This is a genomic window from Rhodobacter capsulatus, assembly GCF_003254295.1.
GTDB lineage: Bacteria > Pseudomonadota > Alphaproteobacteria > Rhodobacterales > Rhodobacteraceae > Rhodobacter > Rhodobacter capsulatus.
Genome location: NZ_QKZO01000005.1, coordinates 264983 through 287842, shown reverse-complemented (window position 1 = coordinate 287842; position 22860 = coordinate 264983). Strand labels below are relative to the sequence as shown.

The following is a 22860-nucleotide window of genomic DNA, read 5'->3' as shown; positions in this document are numbered from 1 at the left end:
TGCCGCCATCATGCCCACGCTTTGCCGTGATTGCCTTGCCACCTTCGACACCGCCCCCGCGCGCTGCCCGCGCTGCGGGCGGCCGCGCCTGCTGCGCCATCCCGAACTGTTCACCCTTTCCGTCGCCCATGTCGATTGCGACAGTTTCTACGCCTCGGTCGAAAAGCTCGATGACCCGAGCCTGACCGACAAGCCGCTGATCGTCGGTGGCGGCACCCGCGGCGTTGTCACCACCTGCTGCTATATCGCCCGCATCGCCGGGGTCCGTTCCGCCATGCCGATGTTTCAGGCCCTGAAGCTCTGCCCCGAGGCGGTCGTGCTGCGCCCGCGCAAGGACCGCTATGCCGAGGTCTCCGCCCTGATCCGGGCGAAATTCGCCAGCCTGACGCCGCTGGTCGAACCGCTCTCGCTCGACGAGGCGTTTCTGGATCTGACCGGCACCGCCCGGCTGCATCATGCAGCCCCCGCCGTCAGCCTCGCCCGGGTGATTCGCGAGATCGAGACCGAGATCGGCGTCACCGCCTCGGTCGGGCTGTCGCACAACAAGTTTCTGGCGAAGATCGCCTCGGATCTCGACAAACCGCGCGGCTTTTCGGTGATCGGCCAGGCCGAGACGGCGGAATTCCTGCGCGACAAGCCCGCCTCGATCCTCTGGGGGGTGGGCGAGGCGACGCGGGCGGCGCTGGCGCGCGCGGGGCTGCGCAGCCTGGCCGAGATCCGCCGCGCCGGTCCGGAATCCCTGCAAAACCGGTTCGGCGCCACCGGGTTGCGGCTTTACGATCTGGCGCGGGGCATCGACCGGCGCCGGGTCATCCCCGATGCCGAAATCAAGTCGGTCTCGCACGAGACCACCTTCGAGAGCGACATTTCCGACCGCGACCGGCTCGCCGACATCCTGTGGACAATGTGCGAAAAGGCCGCCGCGCGGATGAAGGCGAAGGGGCTCGAAGGCCGCACCGCGACATTGAAGCTGCGGCGGACGGATTTCTCCGCGCTCAGCCGTCAGGTGAAGCTCGAGGAACCCTCGCAGCTGGCCGACACGCTGTTTCGCGCGACCGAGGCGCTGCTGCGGATCCTGCCCGAGCCGGGGCCGTTCCGGCTGATCGGCGCGGGCTATTCCGACCTGTCCCCGGCGGGCGGTCAGGATCCGGTGGGCGATCTGCTCGATCCGCAGGCGACGGCGCGGGCGGCGGCGGAACGGGCGGCGGATGCGATCCGGGCGAAATTCGGCGCCGATGCGATCCGGCTTGGCCGCGGCCTGACCAAAGGCTGATCACTCCGCCGCCAGCCGGGCCTCGCCGCGGATCAGATCGGCCAGCTCGACGAAGACCGCCCCGATCGCCTGCGCGAAACGGTCGAACCCGGGCAGCGGTTCGATCCGCTCCTCATCCATGTAAAGCGCGCGGGCGATCTCGATCTGCAGCACCTCGACCCCCTCGGCGGGGCGGCCGTAGCGCTGCGCCACATAGGCGCCGGCAAAGGGGCTGTTGCGCGCCACCCGCAGCCCGGCGCGGCGAAAGGCCTGTTCGACGGCCAGACTGGTCTCGGCCCGGGCCGAGGCGCCGAAGCGGTCGCCCAGCACGATCTCGGGCCCGGGGCCGCCGCCGCTGGCCGCCTCGCTTGGCATGGAATGGACATCGAACAGCAGCGCCCGGCCGAATCGGGCGCGTCGGTCCTGCAACAGCGCCGCAAGCTGGCCGTGATAGGGGCGCCAGATTCGGGCCAGCCGGTCCTCGGCCTCGGCGCGCGGGATCTTGCCGCGGAAAATCTCGCGGCCCCCGGCGACGACACGCGGAATCACCCCCAGCCCGGTCAGCACCCTTGCCCCGCCCGAGCCCCGGGTCACCCCCTCGATCAGCGCCGGATCCAGCTCGTCCTCGGCGCGGTTGAGATCGACGAAGGCGCGCGGATAGACCGCCTCGATCAGCGTCGCCCCCGCCTGCGGCACCTGCGTCAGAAGCCTGTCCACAAAGGCATCTTCCGAGGAGCGCAGCCGCAAAAGGTCAAGCTGGGCACGACGGGTGAAGTCGGCCGGGTAGAAACGGCCCGAATGCGGCGACGCGAAGACGACCCCGGAACTCAGCCTCTCGGGCAGGTGCAGCCGATAGGGCTGGATCGATGCGGAAACCTGGGCCATGGGGACTCCTTCGCAAGAAAGACTACACCGAATTCTTTTCCTGCCAAAAGGCCCTTGAAAGCCGGAACGACTCCTTTTATAGACCCCCAGACCGACGCGGTTGCGGCCAGGTTCTTTGCTTCGGGAAAGAAGACGGTGGCAAACGGCGAAAGTTTCCGGGCGGTTAGCTCAGCGGTAGAGCACTACGTTGACATCGTAGGGGTCACTGGTTCGATCCCAGTACCGCCCACCATTCATCGCCCCTTCGGGGGCATTCGTTTTCAAGGCGCACGTCGCCGCGAACAGGAGAAGACCGATGAAGGTCCGCAACTCGCTCCGCTCGCTCAAGCAGCGTCATCGCGATTGCCAGATCGTGCGCCGTAAAGGCCGCGTCTACGTGATCAACAAGACGCAGAAGCGCTTCAAGGCCCGTCAGGGCTGAGGCCGCCTTCGAGCAGTTCAAAAGGCCGCTGGGGAAACTCGGCGGTCTTTTTCTTTGGTGGTCGCGATTCCTTCGCGCCGTCGCAACCGGCCTCAGGCAAGGCCGATGCGCTCCGGAATCTGGCGCAGATCGGTGATGATCTCGGCCCCCGCCGCAATCAGGGCCTCGGCCCCGCCGTGGGGCGCATAGCCAAGGCAGCGCATCCCGGCCGCCTGCGCCGCCATCGCCCCGGGGCCGCTGTCCTCGATCACGACGCAGTCTGCGGGCGCGACGCCCAGAAAGGCCGCGGCCCGCAGATAAAGATCGGGGGCCGGTTTCGGGCAGCCCAGATCCTGCCCGGAAAACAGCCGATCTTGCAGCCGCGCCCAAAGCGCCGGATGACGGCCAAGGCTTGCCGCCATCTTCGCGCCCCGCCCGTTCGAGCCGACGGCATAGGCGATCCCCGCCGCATCCAGCCGGTCGAGCAGCGCTTCGACCCCCGGCATCAGCTCTGCCCGGTCGCGTAGCATCGCGTAAAGCCGGGCGTAGAAATCCTCGCACCAGCCGGGGCCCAGCCCCGCGCCCATGTCGTTCGCCACCTGCTGCACCCGCTCCAACGTGCCGCCGAGGAACAGCCGTTCCATCTGCGGGATCGTCAGATCCAGCCCATGCGCCGCCAGATCTTCCTGCAGCGCCAGAAAGGTCATCGGCTCGCTGTCGACCAGCACGCCGTCGCAGTCGAACAAAACGGCTTTCACGTTCATGCGGGCATCCGGGCCAGGGTGACGATGGTCTCGCCATAGCGGCGCTGGTCGATCTGGCTGAGCGGTTCCGGCACGACGGGGGCGGTGTTTTCCTCCCAGACCACCATCGCGCCGGGGGCGATCCAGCCGTTCGAGAGGCACGAGGCCAGCGCCTTTTCCCCCAGCCCCAGGCCATAGGGCGGGTCCAGGAACACCAGCCCGTAACCGGCGCCGCGGCAGGGCCCCATGTTGGTGGCGTCGCGCCGCCAGATGTCGGTCACGCCCATCGCCCGCATCAGTTCCACATTCTTGCGCAACAGCACCCGCGCCGCCGTGCCGTCATCGACAAAGGCCACCCGGGCGGCGCCGCGGGACAAAGCCTCCAGCCCCAAGGCCCCGGTGCCCGCGAACAGATCCAGCACCCGCGCGCCCGGGATCGGATTGCCGTGGGTGCCGTTGATCAGAAGGTTGAAGATGCTTTCGCGCACCCGGTCGGTGGTCGGGCGCAGATGCGCGCCCATGTCACCCTCGCCCACCTCGGCCAGTTTCAGGCCCCGCTTCTCGCCGCCGATGATTCTCATGCCATCAGCGCCTTGAGATCGCTGGCCGTTTCGACCTGTTCGGGCGTCACCGCCTTGCCCCCCTCGATCAGCCGCTTGCCGATCATATAGGCGCGTGGCGCATCGAGCGCGTCGACCGCAATCAGCCGGCCTTCGCGGAAATACCAGAACGACTGCCCCTCCGCGGTGCGGGTCACCACCCGGTCATGCCCGGTGCACAGCCCCGCGATCTGCAGCTTCGAGGCAAACTGATCCGACCAGAACCACGGCTTCGGTTGATAGGCCTTGCCCGCACCCAGCATGTTTTCCGCCACGAGTTCCCCCATGTCTATGGCATTGCCGACCGATTCGATGCGCATCCGCCCCTCCGGCCCCGGCAGCGCGGCGCAATCGCCCGCCGCCCAGATGCAGGGGTCGCTGGTGCGGCCCTGCGCATCGACCGCGATACCTTCGTCGATCAAAAGCCCCGCCGCTTCGGCCAGATCGGTGCGCGGATCGACGCCGATGCCGACGACGATGAAATCGGCGGGCAGGATGCGGCCATCGGCCAGTTCGACGCCGCGCACCCGGCCCTCGCCCAAGACCCGAGTGATGCCGATGTCTTCGAGGATCTCGACCCCATGTGCCCGGTGCATCGCGCGGATCGCATCGGCGGTCTCGACGCCCGCCACCCGGCGCAGGATGCGGGCGCGGGTGTGGACAAGCTTCGCGGTCAAGCCCCGCTTGCAGGCCACCGCCGCGGCTTCCAGCCCGATATAGCCGCCGCCGACGACGACCAGATTGCGCCCGGGCACGAATTCATCGGCCATCGCCTGGGTGTCGGCCAGATCGCGCAGCGTGTAGATGCCCGAAAGCCCCTCGGCGCCCATCTCGGGGGGAAGCCGCCGCGGCACCGCCCCGGTGCACAGCGCCAGATGATCGTAAGGCAACCGCTCGTCGCCGATCAGCACGGCTTTCGCGGCGCGGTCGATGCCGGTGACCTTCGTGCCCACCCGCAGCGTCACCCGGTTCGCCGCATACCAGTCGTCACCGCGCAGGGTCAGCCGCTCCAGCGGCATCTCGCCCAGAAGATAGGCTTTCGAGAGCGGCGGGCGCTGATAGGGCGCCACCGGCTCCTCGCCCAGAATGGTCACCTCGCCCGCGTAGCCCAGCGCCCGCGCCTTCGCCGCCAGGGACGCCGCCGCCTGCCCGCCGCCCACAATCACGATGCCGCTCATGCTCTTCCTCTGGTCATGTCCGTCCCCGCCCCTATATCCCTGATGCACAGCCCGTGCCAAGCGAAGGGAGAACGCAATGACACTGACGGTTGGGGAGAAACTTCCCGCGGCAACGCTTCTGAAGATCGGCGCCAATGGCCCCGAGGCGGTCGATCTGGCGGCATTGACCGCGGGCCGCAAGGTGGTGATCTTTGCCGTGCCGGGCGCCTATACCGGCGTCTGCACCACCGCCCATGTGCCCAGCTTCATCCGCACCAAGCCGCAATTCGACGCCAGGGGCGTGGACGAGATCCTCTGCGTCTCGGTCAACGACCCCTTCGTGATGGCCGCCTGGGGCGAGGCGACGGGGGCCACCGCCGCCGGGATCACCCTGCTCGCCGATGCCGAGGCCGCCTTCACCAAGGCGATCGGCATGGCGTTTTCGGCCCCGCCCGTCGGCCTGATCGACCGCTCGGCCCGCTATGCGATGCTGGTGGAAGATGGCGTGGTGACAGTGCTGAACCGCGAGGAAAGCCCGGGCGTTTGCGAGCTTTCGGCGGGCGAAGGCCTGCTCGCGGCGCTCTGAGCCCAGGGGCGCAGGGCGTATTTGGACCAGGAAGAAACCCCGGTCTTCTTCTTGGCAAAAATACGCCCCTTTCGCGGGCAGGCCCGCGCGCACCCCGCGCAGATTTGCGTATTTGAACCAGGAAAAGCGGGCTGCTTTTTCTTGGCTCAAATACGCTCTTCATCGCGGTAGGGGCCAAGCGCTGCAAGAATGTCGGCCTCCTCGGCCACGGCGGCGCGTTCCTGCTCCAGATACTCCGCCACGGCACGCCGAAAGCCGGGATGCGGGATGTGATGCGCCGAATGCGTCACCACCGGCAGGTAGCCGCGCGCCAGCTTGTGTTCGCCCTGCGCGCCCGCCTCGACCCGGGCGAAGCCCTGCGCGATCGCCCAGTCGACCGCCTGATGGTAGCACAGCTCGAAATGCAAAAAGGCATGGTCCGCAAGGCAGCCCCAATAGCGGCCATATAATGTATCGCGCCCGATGAAATTGAGCGCCCCGGCCACGGCGTGACCGTCCTGTTCCGCGACGACCAGAAGAACGTCGTCGCGCATCTCGTGCAGCGCGTCGAAGAAGGCGCGGGTCAGATAGGGGCGGCCCCATTTCCGCGCCCCGGTATCGAGGTAAAACGCCCACATCGCCTCCCAGTGACGCTCCTCGATCGCCGCGCCGGTCAGGGCCCGGATCGTGCCGCCAAAACCCTGCGCCTTCTCGCGTTCCTTGCGCAGCGCCTTGCGCTTGCGCGAGGCGAGGGTGGCGAGGAAATCCTCGTATCCCCCGTAGCCGCGGTTCTCCCAATGGAATTGCACGCCGGTGCGGTGCAGCCAGCCTGCGGAGGCGGCCGCTGCGGCTTCCTGCCCGGTGCAGAAGGTCAGATGCGCCGAGGAATGGCCGCCGCGCTGGGTCAGTTCCGCCATCGCCTGCAACAGCGCCGCCTGCCCGATGTCTTCCTGCCCCGGGCGGCACAAAAGCCGCCGCCCTGTGACGGGGGTGAAGGGCACGGCGCCCTGCAGTTTCGGATAGTAACTGCCCCCCGCCCGATGCCAGGCCTCGGCCCAGGCATGATCGAAGACATATTCGCCCTGCGAATGGCTTTTTCGGTAAAAGGGCGCGACGGCGATCACCGCGCCCGCGTGCCGTGCCACCAGATGATGCGGCGTCCAGCCCGTGCCCGGCCCGACCGAGTCGGAAGCCTCCAGCGCCGCAAGGAACCGATGCGTGGTGAACGGATCGAGGGGGCGGCCGCCCTCCGCGGTCTCGGGGCAGGCGCAGGCGTCCCACTCCGCCGCCGGAACCGAGGAAATCCCTGCCAGAACGTTGACTTCGACGCTGTCCAAGAGCTCCCCCCGCCTTTTCCCAAAGGTGGGGCGCGGGGGGCAAGGGTCAAGCTTCGTAACCCTCGAAGGTGATGTTTTGCGCGATCTTCCGCGCCTCCGCCTCGGCCTCGGGCGAACGGATCGTCCAGCACAGGATCGCCGCGCCCTGCGCCTTCAGCGCGGCGACCCGGGGCGCGCACAGATCCGCCGCCTCGTGCGAAATGAAGGAGGCCCCCAGCCGGTCGAAATCGGGAATGCCCGCCAGATGCGCGCGCGTCTTCGCGGGCAGAAGCGGCCAGTCGGCGGCGGTATAGGCCGAAGTCGTCAGCCCCACCGGCACCCCCGGCGCATGCCGGTGAAAGGCCGCCACCGCATGCGGGTTGAAGGACATCACCGCGATCGGCCCGGCATAGCCCGCCAGCACCTGCGCCGTCGCGGCTTCGAGCGGGCCGACATCGGGCCCCATCGCGCCATCCTGATCCTTGATCTCGATCAGCAGCGGCACCCGGCCCGCGACGATCTCCAGCACCTCGGCCAAGGTCGGAATGCCCTCGTCCCCGCCCGAGAGCGGGATCTCGGCCAGTTCCGCCGCGCTCAGCCCGCGCAGCCGACCGGGAACCCCGGTCAGGCGGCGCAGGTCGTAATCGTGAAACACCATCGGCACGCCATCGGCCGAGGGCTGCAGGTCGATCTCGATCGCGTAGCCCGCAGCCACCGCCGCCCGCACCGCGGCGCGGCTGTTTTCCGGCCGCCCGGCGGCACGGTCATGCAACGCGCGATGCGCGATCGGACGGGTCAGGAAAGCCGCGGGCAGGGGCTGCATCATTCCACCTCGAAGATCGCCTCGATCTCGACCGCGACGCCGAAGGGCAGCGAGGCCGCCGAGACGGCGGAACGCGCGTGACGACCGGCCTCGCCGAAAACCTCGACCATGAGGTCGGAACAGCCATTCACCACCTTGGGCTGGTCGGTGAAATCGGCGGTGGAATTGACGAAGCCCACCAGCTTCACCACCCGTTTCACCCGGTCCAGATCGCCCACCGCCGCGCGGGCCTGCGCGATCAGCGCCAGACCGCAACGACGCGCGGCCGCCGCGCCCTCTTCCACGCTCATGTCGGCGCCCAGCTTGCCCTTGATGAAGCCGTCGGGCCCCGCGGAGACCTGCCCCGAAACGAAGATCTGAGTGCCGCTGCGCACAAAGGGCACGTAATTCGCCGCGGGCGCCGGGGCGTCGGGAAGCGTGATGTTGAGCGCGCTCAGACGCGCTTCGATTGCGGAGGTCATGTGGATCTTGCCTTATCAGTTGATATGCGTGCGGAAGTCATCCAGCAAGCTGCGCCAGATGTCGATGGTGTCGGTGAAATTCTTGCCCCCCACCCCATCCTTGTCGAGGTTGACGTCATATTCGATCACCGCATTGCCCTCGCCATCCAGATAGGCGCGGCCAAAGCGGGCCTTCTGGTTCCAGCGGTTCACCATGGCGTATTTCAGCGGTTCCGGGGTCAGGAACGCCGCCGAAAACGCGACCGAGGAACAGTCACGCGCCTTGGTGCAGCCATAGAAATAGACGTCGAATTTCGTGTCATCGACAGAGCTTGAGAGCATCGGATCGCCCTGATCGTCGGTGCCCGGCTGCGGTTTCAGACCATAGTCCTGCAGGAAGGCGGCGACCACATCCGGGTCGGCCATGACCTGCGCCTGCGCGGGCAGCGCGGCCCAAAGGGCAACGACAGCGGGAAGAAGCGGACGGATCATCGGGGCCTCCTTTCGGCAAGGATTGTCCGATTGTCCGGCCCGCATCAAGCCCCGTCAGGCCACCAGCTGCTCGGCCTTCTTCAGATCGACGGACACCAGCTGGCTGACGCCCTGTTCCTGCATCGTCACGCCGAACAGCCGGTCCATCCGGCTCATCGTCACCGCATGGTGGGTGATGATCAGAAACCGCGTGTCGGTGCGCCGGGTCATTTCATCCAGCAGGTCGCAGAACCGGGTGACGTTGGCGTCATCCAAGGGTGCATCGACCTCGTCCAGCACGCAGATCGGCGCCGGATTGGCAAGGAAGACGGCAAAGATCAGCGCCATCGCGGTCAGCGTCTGTTCGCCCCCCGACAACAGGCTGAGGGTGGACAGCTTCTTGCCCGGCGGCTGGCACATGATCTCAAGGCCCGCCTCCAGCGGATCATCGCTTTCCACGAGCTGCAGACTGGCCGAACCACCGCCGAAAAGGTGCGTGAAGAGCGTGCGGAAGCTTTCGTTGACCTGTTCGAAAGCGGTCAAGAGCCGCTCGCGCCCCTCGCGGTTCAGCCCGGCGATGCCCGAGCGCAGCTTGCGGATCGCTTCCTCCAGATCGGTCTTTTCCTTGGCCAGCCCGTCATGTTCGCCCTGCACCTCGCGCAGGTCCTCCTCGGCGCGCAGGTTGACGGCGCCCAAGGCCTCGCGGGCACGTTTGAGCCGCGCCACCTCGATTTCCAGCGCTTCGGCAGCGGGCATCTTGTCGGGTTCGGCGCCCAGCGTGTCGAAAAGCGCCTGCGGCGTCAGATCCATCGCCTCCGCGATGCGTTCCGCGGCATGGGCCAGGGTTTCGCGGGCGGCGTCGAGCCGCGCCTCGGCCCGGGCCTTGCCCTCGCGCGCCTCGCCCGCGGCGCGTTCGGCGTCGCGCTCGGCCATCTGCGCCTGGCGCAGCGTCGCCTCCGCCTCGGCCAGCCGGTCCGAGGCCGTTGCCCGCCGCTCCTCGGCGATCTCGATCGCCGAATTCAGTTCGTCGCGCTTCGCCGCCAGCTCCTCGGGCGCGGCGGCGGCATCTTCCAGCTCGCCCACCGCCTCCTCGCGCCGCGACGCGAGTTCTGCCGATCGCTTCTCGGCCGTCTCCAGCCGGTGCCGCCAGCCCGAGATTTCCTTGGTGATCTCCTGGCGCCGCCGCAGCCGTGCCTCGCCCTCGCGGCGAATCTCGTCATGCGCGGCGCGGCGGGTCAGCATCGTCACCCGCGCGGCTTCCACCGTCAGCTTGATCGCCTCGACCTCGCCGCGCGCGGCGTCAAGATCGGGCAGCGCCGCCAGCTGCGCCTCGGCCTCGGCCAGGGCGAGCCGCGCCGATCCGGCCTCGTCGCCGTAACGTTTCACCGCCATCCGCGCCGCTTCCAGCTTGCCCGCGGAAATCGACCGATCCGCTTCGGCGCGCGACAGCGCCCGCCCTGCCTCGGCCAGCCGCGTATCCGCCGCGCGGCGGGCATCGCGGGCGCGGGCATCGGCAGCGCTCGCCTCGGCCAGGGTCCGGCTCAGCGCCTCATGCGCCTGCCGCGCCCCCTCGGCCCGGGCCGCGACCTCCTCGAGATCGCGCTTGAGTTCCACCAGACGGTTGAGCTGGCGCAGCCGCAAGGCTGCCGCCGTCGGCGCATCCTCGGCCCCGGCGCGGAAGCCGTCCCAGCGCCACAGATCGCCCTGCGCCGAGACCAGCCGCTGCCCGGGCGCGAGCATCGGTTGCAGCCGCGCCCCCTCGGCGGCATCGGTCACCAGCCCGATCTGCGCGATGCGACGGCGCAGCACGGCGGGCACTTCGACATGGGCGGAAAGCGGCTCCACGCCCGCGGGCAAGGGCTGCACCGCCTCGTAATCGGGCAGCACACCCCAGCCGGACCGCGCCCCCGCCTCGACCTCCGGCGCGCGCAGATCATCGGCCAAAGCCGCCCCCAAGGCCGCCTCGTAACCGCTTTTCACCCGCACCCGATCCAGCAGCTGATGCCCGCTCGCCGCCTCGCGCTCCACCAGCCGCGCAAGCGCCGCCACTTCGGCCCGCAGCGCCCCCGCCTCGCCCTCGGCCTCGGAGCGCACAGCCCGGGCGGTGCTTTCGCGCGCCTGCACCAGCCCGCGCGCCTCATCCGCCGCGATCAGCGCCTCTTCGGCGGCTTCGGCCTGATCCTGCGCCTCTTCCTGCGCGGTCTGCGCGGCTTCGAACGCCTCCTCGGCCCGCTCCAGCGCCTCGGCCGCGGTCTCGGCCGCATCGGACGCCCGGCCCGCCTCGGCCTCGGCCTTGGCCACCGTCGCGCGATTGTCCGACACGAGCCGCGTCACCGAGCCATGCCGCGCCGCCAGCCGCGCCACATCCTCGGTGCCCTCGCTCAACAGCGCCTCGCGCTCGGCCAGCACCGCCGCCGCCTCGGCCGAGGCTTCGGAGGCCGCGCCCAGCTTGTCCTCGTGCCCCTCAGCCGCTTTCAGCAACTGGCCCATTTCCCAGTCGAGCCGGGCAATGGTTTCGCCCGCATCGCGGTTCAGCCCGGCCTCGCGCTCCATGTCGCGGTCCAGCTGCGCGATGCGCGATTTCAGACTGTCGATCCGCGCCGCCGCCTGCGCCTCGGCATCTGACAGCGCATCGCGTTGCAGCATCAGCCGTTGCAGGATCGCCCCGGCAATCGATTCCTCCTCGCGCAGGGGTGGCAGGGCGTCTTCCTGCGCCACCCGCGCCTTGGCCGCGGCGCGCGAGGCCAGTTCCGCCTGCGCCGCCCCCATCATCGCCGAGCGCAGCGCATTTTCCGCCTCGGCCCGGGCCAGATCGGCCTCGCGCCAGCGGCGATACAAAAGCATCCCCTCGGCCCGGCGCAGATCATTGCCGATCTCGCGATAGCGCACCGCCTGCCGCACCTGCCGCGACAGCGCGGCCAGCTGCGTGCCCAGCTGCTCCAGCACGTCATCGACGCGGGCCAGGTTCTGCTCGGCGCCCGACAGTTTCAGTTCCGCCTCGTGCCGCCGCTGATAAAGCCCCGAGATCCCGGCGGCCTCTTCCAGAATCCGCCGCCGCGCCTTCGGCTTGGCGTTGATCAGTTCCGAAATCTGCCCCTGCCGCACCAGCGCCGGGCTGTGCGCCCCGGTCGAGGCATCGGCGAACAGCATCTGCACGTCACGGGCGCGCACGTCCTTGGTGTTGACCTTGTAGGCAGAGCCCGCGTCGCGGGTGATCCGGCGCACGATTTCCAGCACGTCATTGTCGTTGAAGCCCGAGGGCGCCAGCCGCTCGCTGTTGTCGATGGAGAGCGAGACCTCCGCGAAATGCCGCGCGCCGCGGGTGGCGGCGCCGGCAAAGATCACATCTTCCATCCCGCCGCCGCGCATCGCGCTGGCGCGGGTCTCGCCCATCACCCAGCGCAGGGCTTCGAGCAGGTTCGACTTGCCGCAGCCGTTCGGGCCCACGACGCCGGTCAGGCCGTCGTGGATCACAAGGTCGGTCGGGTCGACAAAGCTCTTGAAGCCGTTCAGTCGCAGGCGGGTGAAACGCAAGGGGCACCGATTCCAGATCGAGGGTCCGCCAGTTTCGGTTTTGCCACCGGCCAAGTCAACGCCACCCCCCTCACCTTCCGGCGAGGCCCCGGGCTTATCCACAGAAACACGGGGTTTTCGCTTGCATGGCCGGGCGACAGGCTTAAACTGGTTCTAAATTATGACCAATATCGGGAAAATACCGCATGGTTCCGGCTCTGGCGATCATTCTGGCATTCCAATTGGCGGGCGAGGTGATCTCGCGCGCGGGGCATCTGCCGCTTCCCGGGCCAGTTCTGGGGATGCTGGCCATGGTCGCGGCGCTTGCGGCCAGCGCGCGGCTGCGCGCGATGATCCGGCCGGTGGCGCAGGGGGTGCTTGGCCATCTGTCGCTCTTGTTCGTGCCTGCCGGTGTCGGGGTGGTGGCGCATCTGCCCACCCTTGCCGCGCAGGGTCCGGCGCTGGCGGTGGCGCTCGTTGCCTCGACGCTGCTCGCCATTGTCGTCGGCGCGGTGACCTTTACCCTTGTCGCGAAGCTGGTGGGGAGCACCCCCGATGAATGACGCGGTGCTGATCTGGTCCTACCTCGCCTCGCAGCCGCTGTTGTGGCTGACGGCGACGCTCTTTGCCTATTGGGCGGGGGACAGTCTTTATCGGCTGGCGCGGCGCAATCCGGCCGCCAATCCGGTGATGCTGGCGGTGATTTTTCTGGCGGTGCTGCTTGGCATCACCGGCACGCCCTACCGCGAGTATTTCGAGGGCGCGCAATTCGTTCATTTCATGCTCGGTCCGGCGACGGTCTGTCTGGCAGTGCCGCTGCAGGCGAATCTGAAGGCGATCCGCAAGGCGGTGGTGCCGATTGCCGCGGCGCTGCTGGCGGGGTCGTTCACGGCCATCGTCTCGGCTTTGGCGATTGCGAAGATGTTCGGCGCGGAGGCCGGGCTCTTGGCGACGCTGGCGCCGAAATCGGCGACAGCGCCGGTGGCGATCGGGATTTCCGAGGCCTTGGGCGGACAGCCGACGCTGACCGCGGTTCTGGTGCTGCTGACCGGGATGATCGGGGCGATTTTCGTGACGCCGATGCTGAACGGGCTGGGACTGACCGACTGGCGCGCGCGCGGTTTTGCGACCGGGGTGGCCGCGCATGGGATCGGCACGGCGCGGGCCTTTCAGGTGCATGACACGGCGGGGGCTTTCGCCTCGATCGGGATGGGGCTGAATGCGGTGCTGACGGCGTTTCTGGCGCCGCTGGTGCTGCCGTGGTTTTTGTGAGGGGCTAAATTGACCGAGGCCATCGCCGAGGTCACGCGGAACAGCGGCCCCGAAACCGCCGAGGGCCCAAAGGCACTCGGCCAGCGCCCGCCCCGCCAATGGCGGGCGCTTTCGCGCCGCCGGGGCGGGACGCTGGCCTCTGTTGTGCTCGGGGATGCGGTCTTGCAGCAGGCGGGGTGGCGACGGGCGGGGAAAAGCGGTGCTTTTCCTGATCCGCCCGAAACACCGTTTCGCTCAGCCCTTTGCCGGTTTGTAAGGCGCCATGCCCGCCCGGGCCAGCTCATCGGCGCGTTCGTTTTCCGCGTGCCCGGCATGGCCCTTGATCCATTTCCAGACCACCTTGTGGCGCGCCTGCGCCGCATCCAGCCGCTGCCACAGATCGACGTTCTTCACCGGCTTCTTGTCGGCGGTCTTCCAGCCGTTGCGCTTCCAGCCGTGCATCCAGCTCTCGATGCCGTTCTTCACATAGGCCGAGTCGGTGGTGATCGTCAGCGCGGTGGGACGGGTCAGGGCTTCGAGCGCCGAAATCGCCGCCATCAGCTCCATGCGGTTGTTGGTCGTATCCGCCTCGCCACCGGAAAGCTCCTTTTGTTTCAGGATCTTGCCATCCGCCATCGCGCGCATCAGCACGCCCCAGCCCCCGGGCCCCGGGTTGCCGCTGCAAGCCCCGTCCGTCCATGCGTAAAGATCCGACATCAGGCGCGCTCGAAGGCCAGCCGGACGCCCAGCGCCGCGAAAGAGGCCGCGAAGGCCCGGCGCATCCAGGCCATCACCGCGGGGCGGCTCAGGATCGCCTGCCGACCGGAAGCCGCCAGCGCGGTATAGCCGATGAAGGTCAGGAAGGTGAGGACGGCAAAGACCACGCCCAGTTCCGCCATCACGAAAGGCCCGTCATTCACCGCCATGAATTGCGGCAGGAAGGCCACGAAAAACAAGGGCAGCTTCGGATTGAGCAGATTGAGCACGATCCCGCGCCACACCAGCTGCCCGACCGATTGCGGCGCCGCGGCCTCAAGCGCCAGCCCGCCGGTGCCCCTCAGCGTGCCCCAGGCCATCCAAAGCAGATAGGCCACGCCCGCATATTTGATCGTCTGAAACAGCAGCGCCGAGGTGTGCAGCACCGCCGCCAAGCCCCCCAGCGCGACGGCCAGATGTACCAGCGTCGCGATGGTGCAGCCAAGCGAGGCCCAGACCCCCGCGCGGAACCCCTGCCCCAGCGTCGAGGACAAGGTGTAGACGACCCCGATTCCCGGAACCAGACAGACGATGAAAGCCGTGAACAGGAACTCGGGGGACATGGTACCTCAATTGTCGTGGCGGAAAATCCGCGGGGTCTTGAACTCTATCCGCTCTTTCGCGGTCTCGACAAGCTCCACCGTCAGATCGTAGCGGTCGCGGAAGGCTTCGATCACCTCGTCGACCAGCACCTGAGGCGCCGAGGCGCCCGCGGTCAGACCCACTTTCGTCAGCCCCTCGAGCGCCTCCCATTTGATCTCGGACGCGCGTTCCACCAGATGCGACACCGCGCAACCGGCGTTCCGGCCCACCTCGACCAGACGCTTCGAGTTCGAGGAATTCGGCGCGCCGATGACCAGAAGCGCCTCGATCTTTTCGGCCAGAACCTTCACCGCCGCCTGACGGTTCGTCGTGGCGTAGCAGATGTCATCCTTGCCCGGACCGACGAGCGCGGGGAACCGCGCCTGCAGCGCCGCCACCACCTCGGCCGTGTCATCGACCGAAAGCGTCGTCTGGGTGATCCAGGCGAGTTTTTCCGGGTCCCGCACTTCAAGCGTCGCCACATCGGCTGCGGTCTCGATCAAGAGCACCTCGCCCTCGGGCAGTTGCCCCATCGTGCCGATCACCTCGGGGTGGCCGCGGTGGCCGATCATCACGATCTGCAGACCGTCCTCGGCGTGGCGTTCGGCTTCCAGATGCACCTTGGAGACCAGCGGGCAGGTGGCATCGACATAGATCATGTTGCGCCGCTCGGCCTCGGCGGGGACCGCCTTCGGCACGCCATGCGCCGAAAAGATCACCGGCCGATCGACCGGACATTCGTCCAGCTCCTCGACAAAAACCGCGCCCTTGGCCGCCAGCGTATCGACCACGAATTTGTTGTGCACGATCTCGTGGCGCACATAGACCGGCGCCCCCCATTTCTCGAGCGACATCTCGACGATCTTCACAGCCCGGTCGACGCCCGCGCAAAAGCCACGGGGGGCGGCAAGGTAAAGGGTAAGGGCAGGTTTCATGATGCGCTCCGTATTCACGGGTCCAGAGGTAATGCCGCGCAGCCCCGCCGTAAAGTGCGACCCGTTTACGCCCAGCGCACCTCGCCCAGAAAGATGTAGCCCGCGCCATAGATCGTCTTGATCAGCCGCGGGTTCTTCGGGTCTTCGCAAAGCTTCGTGCGCAGCCGCGAGATCCGCACATCCATCGCCCGGTCGAAACTTTCCCCCGCCGCGCCGCCCAGGCTCTCCTGCATTTGCGCCCGCGAAATCAGCCGGTTCGGGCTTTCAAGAAACAGCCGCAAGACCTCTCCCTCGGCATGGGAAAAGGGCGTCTCGGCGCCATGCGCGTCGATCAGCACATAGCGGTCGAAGGCGGCCTTCCAGCCGGCAAAGACCGCGACCTGCGCCGCCGGAGCGGCTTCGGAGCGCGGACGGCGCAAGCGGGCGCGGATGCGCGCCACCACCTCGGCCGGATCGAAGGGCTTGATGATGTAGTCATCGGCGCCCAGTTCCAGCCCCGTCACCCGGTCCTGCACCTGTGCCCGCCCCGAGATGATGATGATCGCCGCCCCCGATTCGAGCGCCAGCCGATGCACCAGCGCCAGACCGTCGCGGTCGGGCAGGCCAAGGTCCACGAGACAGACATCGGGCTGGCTGCGCTTCAGCCCGGCCTCGAATTCCGTCGCCCGCGCATAGGCGCTGGTGCGAAACCCGGCCTCCTCCAGCGCATCGACCAGCATACGGCGGATCTCGGGTTCGTCGTCCAGAACGGCGACAAGCGGGGCTTGGGGGGCAGTCATCGGCGCACTCCGGCAATCAGCGCGGCCAGCTCCGCCGCGACGAAGGGTTTTTGCAACACCGGACAGGGCGCGGCGGCGCGCAGCCGACTGCCCGGCGGCAGCGAGGTCATCAGCAGCATCGGCACCCGGCCCGAGAGATGATGCGCAAGGTCGATCCCGGTGCCCGCACCCGCCAGCTGGATATCGGACAGAACCAGCCCGATTTCCGGCAGGGCGGCAAGCGCCTCGGCCTCGTCAACGCTGCCCGCCTCCAGCACAGAATGGCCGAGGCCGCGCAGCATCTCGCGCACCGAAAGCCGGATGTCGGGGTCATCCTCGACCAGCAGCACCAGCATCGGCGTCGCGTCGGTTTCCGCCAGACGCAGCGGCAGGCGCAGGGTCACGCAGGCGCCCGGCTCGCAATTCTCGATCCGCACCGTGCCGCCCGCCAGCTTCGTCTGGTCATAGACCATCGACAGACCCAGGCCCGAGCCCTGCCCGCCCTTGGTGGTGAAGAAGGGATCGAGCGCATGGGCCAGGGCCTCGGGCGAAAAGCCGGGGCCGGTGTCGGTGACATGGATCTCGACCCAGGTGTCGCGCACCGGATGCGCGGCAATGCGGATCGCCCCGCCGCGCGGCCCCATCGCATCGCGGGCGTTCAAAAGCAGGTTGAGCAGGCTGTCCTGCAACGGCCCGGGGTCCAGCACGATCGGCGCGGCCAGACCGTCGATGTCAAGATCGACCAGCACCGCGGCGCCCAGCGTCGGCGCCGCCATCGTCACCAGATCGGCGATCAGCGCGGGCAGGTTCACCGCCTGCGGCCGCAACTCGCGCTTGCCGGAAATCGCCGCGATCCGGTCCAAGAGCGTCCCCCCCCGCCGCGCCGCCGACAGCGTCGCGCGCACCGCGTCGCGGCCCTCGGGCGGCAGGCCGTCGACCCGCATCAGCCGCCCCTGCAGGCCGAGGATGATCGTCAGCAGATTGGCGAAATCATGCGCCATCCCCGAGGTGATCTGCGCCGCCAGTTCACGTTTGGACGCCTGTGCCAGCGCCGCCCGGGCCTGGCTTTCCGCGGTCACGTCGGTGGACAGGATATAGACCCCCTGCACCCCGTTGCCCGCCCCCCGATCCGGCGTCAGCGCGATGCGGATCCGCCGCCCGGAGGGTTCATGGGTGATCTCGATCACATTCGCCTCGCCCGCGAAGGCGCGCTCGAACCCGGGCAGGATGCGCCGGAACGTGTCCTCGCCCAAAACCTCGGCGGCGGTATGGCCGACCGGATCATCCCGCAAGCCCGGCATCACCGAGGTGACGCGCCGGTTCGAAAACGTATAAACGAAATCCGCGCCCATATGCGCGATATGGGCGGGCATCATCTCGGTGACCTGCCGGATCCGCGCGGCGGTGCGGCGCAATTCGCGCTGCGCCTCCTCGAGCGCGGCATTCGTCGCCGCCAGCTCCCGGTTTGCCGCCGCCAGCTGCGCGGCATGGGTCAGAACCTGTTCCGACAATTCCTCGGAGCGGGCATGCAGCAGGGCCTCCTGCCGCTTCGTCTCGGTGATGTCGGTGTAAACGGTGATCCAGCCGCCCTCGGCCAGCGGCGCGCCCTCGACCGCGATGGTCCGGCCATTGGCGCGCTGCCGCTCCATGTAATGCGGGGTGAAGGTCCGCGCCTGCTCGACCCGTGCCGCCACCCAGGCGTCGATCTCGCCCACGGCGCCGTAATCGCCGCGCTCGGCCAGCCAGCGGATCGTGTCGGCAAAGCCGGTACCCGGCTCGGTCAGATGCGGGGGCAGGTCGAACATCAGCTGATACTGCCGGTTCGAGACCGCCAGCCGCAGATCGCTGTCAAAGATCGACAGCGCCTGCCCGATCAGATTGAGCCCCGCCTGCGTCAGCCGTGCCCGCGCATCCTCGGTCATCGCCCGTCCTCCCCGCCCCATCGCTAGCACCTTCTGCGCGCTTCGCAAGCACCGGATTCAACCGGAAAGGATTCGCAAGATTTGGGCAAAAGTCCGGAAACTATTCACCGCAAGTTTCGATCCCGGGGGTCGCGCCGGGAGAGAGTCGCGGCCCCGCACGCCGGAACGCCGGCGCAGGGGGGAAGAATGGCAGATCAGGATCAGGGGGCGACGGCGCAGTCGATCCCGGCGCTTCTGGCGCTGAACGTCGAAAGGTATGGCAGCCGTCCCGCCTATCGCGAAAAGGAATTCGGCATCTGGCAGGTCTGGACCTGGGCCGAGGCGGCGGTGGAAATCCGCGCCATGGCGATGGGGTTCCTGAGCCTTGGTGTCGAGCGCGGCGATCACGTCGCCATCATCGGGCGCAACCGTCCGGCGCATTACTGGGCGATGGTGGCAGCGCAGATGGTGGGCGCGGTGCCGGTGCCGCTTTACCAGGACGCGGTGGCCGAGGAGATGGCCTATGTGCTCGATCACTGCGGCGCCCGGTTTGTCGTCTGCGGCGATCAGGAACAGGTCGACAAGGTCGTCGAGGTCGAGGACCGCATCCACCACATCCAGCATGTCATGTATACCGACAAGCGCGGCATGCGGAAATACGACCATTCCCGGATGAACCATCTGGCCGATATCGTGGCCGAGGGGAAAGCCGGGCATTTCCGCTATGAAGGCGAGCTGGAAAAACGCATCGCCGAGCTGACCGCGGACAGCACCTGCGTGATGCTGTACACCTCGGGCACGACCGGCAAGCCGAAGGGCGTGGTGCTGTCGAACCGCAACATCATCGAGACCGCCCGCGCCTCGGTCGCCTTTGACCATCTGGGCTGCGACGAGGATGTGCTGGCCTATCTGCCGATGGCCTGGGTGGGCGATTTCATCTTTTCCATCGGTCAGGCGATGGTCGCCGGGTTCTGCGTGAACTGCCCGGAAAGCCCGGCGACGATGATGACCGACCTGCGCGAAATCGGCCCGACCTATTTCTTTGCCCCGCCGCGGATCTTTGAGACCATGCTGACGAACGTGATGATCCGGATGGAGGACGCGGGCGATCTGAAGCACGGGTTGTTCAAGCATTTCATGGATTTCGCCAAGACCACCGGGGAAACCTACGGGATGCCGCGGTATCGGGTGAAACGCTCGAAACCCACCTTGCGGCGGCGTTGGCGCTGGGCCTGGCGCTATGCGATGGGGATCGGCTTTTCGGTCGAGACGATGGTGGAAAATGCGCTGCGGCTGGCGCTGGTGCGGCTGCGCCACCCGCTGGAGCATCGCAAGCATTTCCACGCCCGCGGCCCGTTGCTGAACCTTTATCCGCAGCCGCTGCGCGATTACTTCGACTATCGCACCGGCGAGGTGACGATCTTTTCGCCGCTGAAGAACACGCTCGGCCTGTCGCGCATCCGCGTCGCCTATACCGCGGGCGAAGCGATCGGCCCCGAGATCTTCGAGTTCTACCGCTCGATGGGCATCAACCTGAAACAGCTTTACGGCCAGACCGAGGCCTCGGTCTTCATCACCCAGCAACCCGACGGACAGGTGCGGGCGGATACGGTGGGGGTGCCCAGCCCGGGCGTCGAGGTGAAGATCGGCGAGACGGGCGAGGTGTTTTACCGCTCGCCCGGAACCTTTGTCGAATATTTCAGAAATCCCGAGAGCACAGCTTCGACCAAGGATGCCGAAGGCTGGGTGGCGACGGGCGACGCCGGTTTCTTTGAACCGGGCACCGGGCATCTGCGCATCATCGACCGCGCGAAAGACGTGGGGAAAATGGCGGACGGGCGGCTTTTCGCGCCGAAATACGTTGAAAACAAGCTGAAATTCTATCCCTCGATCCTGGAAGCCGTGGTCTTCGGCAAGGATCGCGACCGTTGCACCGCCTTCATCAACATCGACCTGAACGCGGTGGGCAACTGGGCGGAACGCAACAACATCGCCTATGCGTCCTATCAGGAACTGGCCGGTCACAGCCAGGTCTACGGCATGATCCGCGACCATATCGACGCGGTGAACCGCTCGGTCGCGCAAGACCCGATGCTCTCGGGCTGCCAGATCCACCGCTTCCTGATCCTGCACAAGGAACTCGATGCCGATGACGGCGAGATGACCCGCACCCGCAAGGTCCGCCGCAATGTCGTCGCCGAGAAATACGCCGATCTGATCGCGGCGCTCTATGACGGGCGGGACAGGATCACCACCGAAACCGAAGTCACCTACGAGGACGGACGCAAGGGGGCGATCAGGGCCACGCTCCGCATCGAGGATGCCACCGTCGCGCCCGAGGCGCATCTGCAGAAAGAGGCCGCGGAATGAAGGACATGGGCGAAGGCTATACCACCCCCGACGGCCGCCGGATCGGCCCGGTGCTGATGGAGCTGCGCAACATCACGCTGCGCTTTGGCGGCGTGGTGGCGATCAAGGACATCAGCTTCGACATCCGCGAAGGCGAGATCCGCGCCATCATCGGCCCGAACGGCGCGGGCAAAAGCTCGATGCTGAACGTGATCTCGGGCTTTTACGTGCCGACCGAGGGCGAGGTCTGGTTCCGCGGCGAGAAACGCGGCCCGATGCGCCCCTATCAGGTGGCGCGGCTGGGCATTGCCCGCACCTTCCAGAACATCGCGCTGTTCGATGGCATGTCGGTTCTGGACAACATCATGACCGGGCGGCTGACGCTGATGCAGTCGGGCCTGTTCAGCCAGGCGCTCTGGTGGGGCAAGGCCGCCGCCGAGGAAGACGAGCATCGCGAAAAAGTCGAAAAGATCATCGACTTCCTTGAAATCCAGAATATTCGAAAAACGCCGGTCGGGCGCCTGCCCTATGGGTTGAAGAAGCGGGTGGAGCTGGCCCGGGCGCTGGCCGCGGAGCCGAAAATCCTGCTGCTCGATGAGCCGATGGCCGGGATGAACGTCGAGGAAAAAGAGGACATGTGCCGCTTCATCCTCGATGTGAACGACGAATTCGGCACGACGACGGTCCTGATCGAACATGACATGGGCGTGGTGATGGATCTGTCCGACCGGGTGGTGGTGATGGATTATGGCCGCAAGATCGGCGACGGCCCGCCCGAGGAAGTCCGCAACAACCAAGACGTCATCGACGCCTATCTGGGGGTGGCCCATGCTTGAGCAACTGACCTATGCCTCGGAAGCGGCGCTGAACGGGCTGATGGCCGGGGTGATGTATTCGCTTGTCGCCCTTGGCTTCGTGCTGATCTACAAATCCTCGGGCGTGTTCAACTATGCGCAAGGCGTGATGGCGCTCTTCGCGGCGCTGACGCTGGTCGGCATCCAGAACGGTCAGGTGCCCTTCGCGCATCTGATCAACGCCGTCACCGGCGGCCATCTGGAAAGCTTCGGCTGGCAGGTGCCCGCGGTGCTGGCGATCCTGCTCACCATCGGCGTGATGGTGGGCATGGCGATCGCGATCGAGAAACTGGTGCTGAAGCATCTGGTCAATCAGGCGCCGATCATCCTGTTCATGGCGACGATCGGGCTGGCCTATTTCCTCGAAGGCTTCGGCGACGTGATGTGGGGCGCCGACATCAAGACGCTGGATGTCGGCCTGCCGCAGGGGATCAACGAGACGGTGGAAAGCCTGACCGGCGCCTGGTTCGGCTATGGCTTCTTCATCGACAATCTCGACATCGTCGCCGCCGTCGTCTCGGTGGCGCTGGTGGCGGCGCTGACCGTGTTCAGCCAGTATTCGAAACAGGGCCGCGCCCTGCGCGCCGTCGCCGACGACCATCAGGCGGCGCTTTCGGTCGGCATCTCGCTGCGCTTCATCTGGATCCTCGTCTGGTCGATCGCGGGCTTTGTCGCGCTCGTCGCCGGGATCATGTGGGGCTCGAAATCCGGGGTGCAATTCTCGCTCTCGCTGATCGCGCTCAAGGCGCTGCCGGTGCTGATGCTGGGTGGCTTCACCTCGATCCCCGGCGCCATCGTCGGCGGGCTGATCATCGGCATGGGCGAGAAACTGTTCGAGTTCTTCATCGGTCCGATGATCGGCGGCGCCACCGAAAACTGGTTCGCCTATGTGCTGGCGCTGATCTTCCTCGTGTTCCGGCCGCAGGGCCTGTTCGGCGAGCGGATCATCGAGAGGGTGTAAACTAAAATGGACACTTTGACGCAGATTAAGGTTGAATGGAGGGGCAAGGTGCGACATTCTGTCAGCGATCCGGCGCGCTGGGATGATTCCTGCCGGGGACACGCACTGCATCACGCGCCCCTTGCGGTTGAGGAGGCGCCCGGGGACGGGGGGCCCCATATCGATGACCAGAAAAGCCTGTTCCGTCGCCTTCACCATCGGCTGGGCCTCTGCCCTGACCTTCGGCTGGATCGCGCTGGCCGCACCGCCGGACGAGCCGACCTCGACCCGCACCATCAACATGATCCTTGCGGCCTTCGGGGCCGGGGCCGGCCTCTGGTCCTGGATGCGCGTGCGCCGCGACATCTGA

23 protein-coding genes and 1 tRNA gene are annotated in these 22860 nt (G+C 67.3%); 10 read left to right on the top strand and 14 right to left on the bottom strand.

The features are described 5' to 3' along the window. The first annotated feature begins 10 nt into the window (after window positions 1-10). Window positions 11-1273 carry a DNA polymerase IV gene (locus LY44_RS09570; protein WP_055210074.1) on the top strand — a complete coding sequence of 421 codons (1263 nt, stop codon included), beginning with the start codon at window positions 11-13 and terminating at the stop codon, window positions 1271-1273. Here LY44_RS09570 and LY44_RS09565 read toward each other — a convergent pair whose 3' ends face one another. Then, window positions 1274-2137 (bottom strand): N-formylglutamate amidohydrolase, encoded by an 864-nt coding sequence (locus LY44_RS09565; RefSeq protein WP_055210076.1) that lies wholly within the window; start codon window positions 2135-2137, stop codon window positions 1274-1276. It abuts the gene before it with no gap. 157 nt (window positions 2138-2294) lie between these two features. On the opposite strand from LY44_RS09565, the gene LY44_RS09560 reads away from it, so the two are divergent. Continuing rightward, window positions 2295-2369: transfer RNA gene (locus LY44_RS09560), tRNA-Val, on the top strand. A gap of 63 nt (window positions 2370-2432) precedes the next feature. After that, window positions 2433-2558 (top strand): type B 50S ribosomal protein L36, encoded by a 126-nt coding sequence (gene ykgO, locus LY44_RS09555; protein ID WP_013069105.1) that lies wholly within the window; start codon window positions 2433-2435, stop codon window positions 2556-2558. A gap of 92 nt (window positions 2559-2650) precedes the next feature. Here ykgO and LY44_RS09550 read toward each other — a convergent pair whose 3' ends face one another. Genes LY44_RS09550 through LY44_RS09540 form a run of 3 tightly spaced genes read right to left on the bottom strand, consistent with a single transcriptional unit; the run spans window position 2651 to window position 5057 of the window. Further along, on the bottom strand, window positions 2651-3301 hold the full coding sequence (locus LY44_RS09550) for an HAD family hydrolase (protein WP_055210078.1): 651 nt from the start codon (window positions 3299-3301) through the stop codon (window positions 2651-2653). Further along, a complete protein-coding gene (rsmD, locus tag LY44_RS09545) occupies window positions 3298-3861 on the bottom strand; it encodes a 16S rRNA (guanine(966)-N(2))-methyltransferase RsmD (RefSeq protein ID WP_055210080.1) in 564 nt (187 codons plus the stop codon). The genes LY44_RS09550 and rsmD overlap by 4 nt, the downstream gene beginning before the upstream one ends. Next, window positions 3858-5057, bottom strand: coding sequence for an NAD(P)/FAD-dependent oxidoreductase (locus tag LY44_RS09540; RefSeq protein ID WP_055210082.1), 1200 nt, complete (start codon window positions 5055-5057; stop codon window positions 3858-3860). The genes rsmD and LY44_RS09540 overlap by 4 nt, the downstream gene beginning before the upstream one ends. Before the next feature lie 76 nt (window positions 5058-5133). Between LY44_RS09540 and LY44_RS09535 the strand changes: the two genes are divergently transcribed. Continuing rightward, window positions 5134-5622, top strand: coding sequence for a peroxiredoxin (locus LY44_RS09535; RefSeq protein ID WP_055210084.1), 489 nt, complete (start codon window positions 5134-5136; stop codon window positions 5620-5622). A 146-nt stretch (window positions 5623-5768) separates the two neighbouring features. On the opposite strand, the gene LY44_RS09530 is transcribed toward LY44_RS09535, so the two are convergent. From LY44_RS09530 to smc, 5 genes are read right to left on the bottom strand one after another with little or no spacing between them, the layout of a single operon-like run. Next, window positions 5769-6938, bottom strand: a complete 1170-nt coding sequence (locus tag LY44_RS09530; RefSeq protein ID WP_055210086.1) for a GNAT family N-acetyltransferase — start codon at window positions 6936-6938, stop codon at window positions 5769-5771. A gap of 46 nt (window positions 6939-6984) precedes the next feature. Further along, window positions 6985-7743 (bottom strand): glycerophosphodiester phosphodiesterase family protein, encoded by a 759-nt coding sequence (locus LY44_RS09525; RefSeq protein WP_055210088.1) that lies wholly within the window; start codon window positions 7741-7743, stop codon window positions 6985-6987. Then, window positions 7740-8201: a RidA family protein gene (locus LY44_RS09520; RefSeq protein ID WP_055210090.1), complete on the bottom strand. Its 462-nt coding sequence runs from the start codon at window positions 8199-8201 to the stop codon at window positions 7740-7742. Before LY44_RS09520 ends, LY44_RS09525 begins: the two co-directional genes overlap by 4 nt. A 15-nt stretch (window positions 8202-8216) precedes the next feature. After that, window positions 8217-8672, bottom strand: coding sequence for a YbjN domain-containing protein (locus tag LY44_RS09515; protein WP_055210092.1), 456 nt, complete (start codon window positions 8670-8672; stop codon window positions 8217-8219). A 54-nt stretch (window positions 8673-8726) separates the two neighbouring features. After that, window positions 8727-12185 (bottom strand): chromosome segregation protein SMC, encoded by a 3459-nt coding sequence (smc, locus tag LY44_RS09510; protein ID WP_055210094.1) that lies wholly within the window; start codon window positions 12183-12185, stop codon window positions 8727-8729. 185 nt (window positions 12186-12370) lie between these two features. On the opposite strand from smc, the gene LY44_RS09505 reads away from it, so the two are divergent. Then, on the top strand, window positions 12371-12727 hold the full coding sequence (locus LY44_RS09505; RefSeq protein WP_055210096.1) for a CidA/LrgA family protein: 357 nt from the start codon (window positions 12371-12373) through the stop codon (window positions 12725-12727). Next, complete coding sequence (locus LY44_RS09500; protein ID WP_055210098.1) at window positions 12720-13436, top strand: LrgB family protein; 717 nt, start codon at window positions 12720-12722, stop codon at window positions 13434-13436. The genes LY44_RS09505 and LY44_RS09500 overlap by 8 nt, the downstream gene beginning before the upstream one ends. 234 nt (window positions 13437-13670) lie before the next feature. Here LY44_RS09500 and rnhA read toward each other — a convergent pair whose 3' ends face one another. The 5 genes from rnhA to LY44_RS09475 form a co-directional block, all read right to left on the bottom strand. Beyond that, window positions 13671-14132 carry a ribonuclease HI gene (rnhA, locus tag LY44_RS09495; protein WP_023919347.1) on the bottom strand — a complete coding sequence of 154 codons (462 nt, stop codon included), beginning with the start codon at window positions 14130-14132 and terminating at the stop codon, window positions 13671-13673. Then, window positions 14132-14734: a LysE family translocator gene (locus tag LY44_RS09490; protein ID WP_055210100.1), complete on the bottom strand. Its 603-nt coding sequence runs from the start codon at window positions 14732-14734 to the stop codon at window positions 14132-14134. The genes rnhA and LY44_RS09490 overlap by 1 nt, the downstream gene beginning before the upstream one ends. Window positions 14735-14740: 6 nt before the next feature. After that, on the bottom strand, window positions 14741-15691 hold the full coding sequence (ispH, locus tag LY44_RS09485) for a 4-hydroxy-3-methylbut-2-enyl diphosphate reductase (protein ID WP_055210540.1): 951 nt from the start codon (window positions 15689-15691) through the stop codon (window positions 14741-14743). Between the two features lie 62 nt (window positions 15692-15753). Continuing rightward, window positions 15754-16467, bottom strand: coding sequence for a response regulator transcription factor (locus tag LY44_RS09480; protein WP_055210102.1), 714 nt, complete (start codon window positions 16465-16467; stop codon window positions 15754-15756). Continuing rightward, window positions 16464-18368: a PAS-domain containing protein gene (locus tag LY44_RS09475; RefSeq protein ID WP_055210104.1), complete on the bottom strand. Its 1905-nt coding sequence runs from the start codon at window positions 18366-18368 to the stop codon at window positions 16464-16466. The genes LY44_RS09480 and LY44_RS09475 overlap by 4 nt, the downstream gene beginning before the upstream one ends. 186 nt (window positions 18369-18554) lie before the next feature. On the opposite strand from LY44_RS09475, the gene LY44_RS09470 reads away from it, so the two are divergent. The 4 genes from LY44_RS09470 to LY44_RS09455 all read left to right on the top strand — a co-directional run bounded on the left by LY44_RS09470 (window position 18555) and on the right by LY44_RS09455 (window position 22860). Further along, entirely contained in the window at window positions 18555-20717 is a 2163-nt protein-coding gene (locus LY44_RS09470) for an AMP-binding protein (protein WP_055210106.1), read from the top strand. Beyond that, window positions 20714-21532, top strand: coding sequence for an ABC transporter ATP-binding protein (locus LY44_RS09465; RefSeq protein ID WP_055210108.1), 819 nt, complete (start codon window positions 20714-20716; stop codon window positions 21530-21532). The genes LY44_RS09470 and LY44_RS09465 overlap by 4 nt, the downstream gene beginning before the upstream one ends. Beyond that, window positions 21525-22511: a branched-chain amino acid ABC transporter permease gene (locus tag LY44_RS09460; RefSeq protein ID WP_055210110.1), complete on the top strand. Its 987-nt coding sequence runs from the start codon at window positions 21525-21527 to the stop codon at window positions 22509-22511. The genes LY44_RS09465 and LY44_RS09460 overlap by 8 nt, the downstream gene beginning before the upstream one ends. Window positions 22512-22674: 163 nt before the next feature. Continuing rightward, entirely contained in the window at window positions 22675-22860 is a 186-nt protein-coding gene (locus LY44_RS09455; RefSeq protein WP_023914491.1) for a hypothetical protein, read from the top strand.

Bases quoted from the DNA above. Each gene is read 5' to 3' on its own strand.
- LY44_RS09455 (WP_023914491.1), top strand. From the start codon at position 22,675: ATGACCAGAAAAGCCTGTTCCGTCGCCTTCACCATCGGCTGGGCCTCT.
- LY44_RS09570 (WP_055210074.1), top strand. From the start codon at position 11: ATGCCCACGCTTTGCCGTGATTGCCTTGCCACCTTCGACACCGCCCCC.
- LY44_RS09550 (WP_055210078.1), bottom strand. From the start codon at position 3,301: ATGAACGTGAAAGCCGTTTTGTTCGACTGCGACGGCGTGCTGGTCGAC.
- LY44_RS09465 (WP_055210108.1), top strand. From the start codon at position 20,714: ATGAAGGACATGGGCGAAGGCTATACCACCCCCGACGGCCGCCGGATC.
- LY44_RS09520 (WP_055210090.1), bottom strand. From the start codon at position 8,201: ATGACCTCCGCAATCGAAGCGCGTCTGAGCGCGCTCAACATCACGCTT.
- LY44_RS09500 (WP_055210098.1), top strand. From the start codon at position 12,720: ATGAATGACGCGGTGCTGATCTGGTCCTACCTCGCCTCGCAGCCGCTG.
- rnhA (WP_023919347.1), bottom strand. From the start codon at position 14,132: ATGTCGGATCTTTACGCATGGACGGACGGGGCTTGCAGCGGCAACCCG.
- LY44_RS09565 (WP_055210076.1), bottom strand. From the start codon at position 2,137: ATGGCCCAGGTTTCCGCATCGATCCAGCCCTATCGGCTGCACCTGCCC.
- ykgO (WP_013069105.1), top strand. From the start codon at position 2,433: ATGAAGGTCCGCAACTCGCTCCGCTCGCTCAAGCAGCGTCATCGCGAT.
- LY44_RS09480 (WP_055210102.1), bottom strand. From the start codon at position 16,467: ATGACTGCCCCCCAAGCCCCGCTTGTCGCCGTTCTGGACGACGAACCC.
- LY44_RS09460 (WP_055210110.1), top strand. From the start codon at position 21,525: ATGCTTGAGCAACTGACCTATGCCTCGGAAGCGGCGCTGAACGGGCTG.
- rsmD (WP_055210080.1), bottom strand. From the start codon at position 3,861: ATGAGAATCATCGGCGGCGAGAAGCGGGGCCTGAAACTGGCCGAGGTG.
- LY44_RS09475 (WP_055210104.1), bottom strand. From the start codon at position 18,368: ATGACCGAGGATGCGCGGGCACGGCTGACGCAGGCGGGGCTCAATCTG.
- LY44_RS09505 (WP_055210096.1), top strand. From the start codon at position 12,371: ATGGTTCCGGCTCTGGCGATCATTCTGGCATTCCAATTGGCGGGCGAG.
- LY44_RS09470 (WP_055210106.1), top strand. From the start codon at position 18,555: ATGGCAGATCAGGATCAGGGGGCGACGGCGCAGTCGATCCCGGCGCTT.
- LY44_RS09540 (WP_055210082.1), bottom strand. From the start codon at position 5,057: ATGAGCGGCATCGTGATTGTGGGCGGCGGGCAGGCGGCGGCGTCCCTG.
- LY44_RS09515 (WP_055210092.1), bottom strand. From the start codon at position 8,672: ATGATCCGTCCGCTTCTTCCCGCTGTCGTTGCCCTTTGGGCCGCGCTG.
- LY44_RS09525 (WP_055210088.1), bottom strand. From the start codon at position 7,743: ATGATGCAGCCCCTGCCCGCGGCTTTCCTGACCCGTCCGATCGCGCAT.
- LY44_RS09535 (WP_055210084.1), top strand. From the start codon at position 5,134: ATGACACTGACGGTTGGGGAGAAACTTCCCGCGGCAACGCTTCTGAAG.
- LY44_RS09490 (WP_055210100.1), bottom strand. From the start codon at position 14,734: ATGTCCCCCGAGTTCCTGTTCACGGCTTTCATCGTCTGTCTGGTTCCG.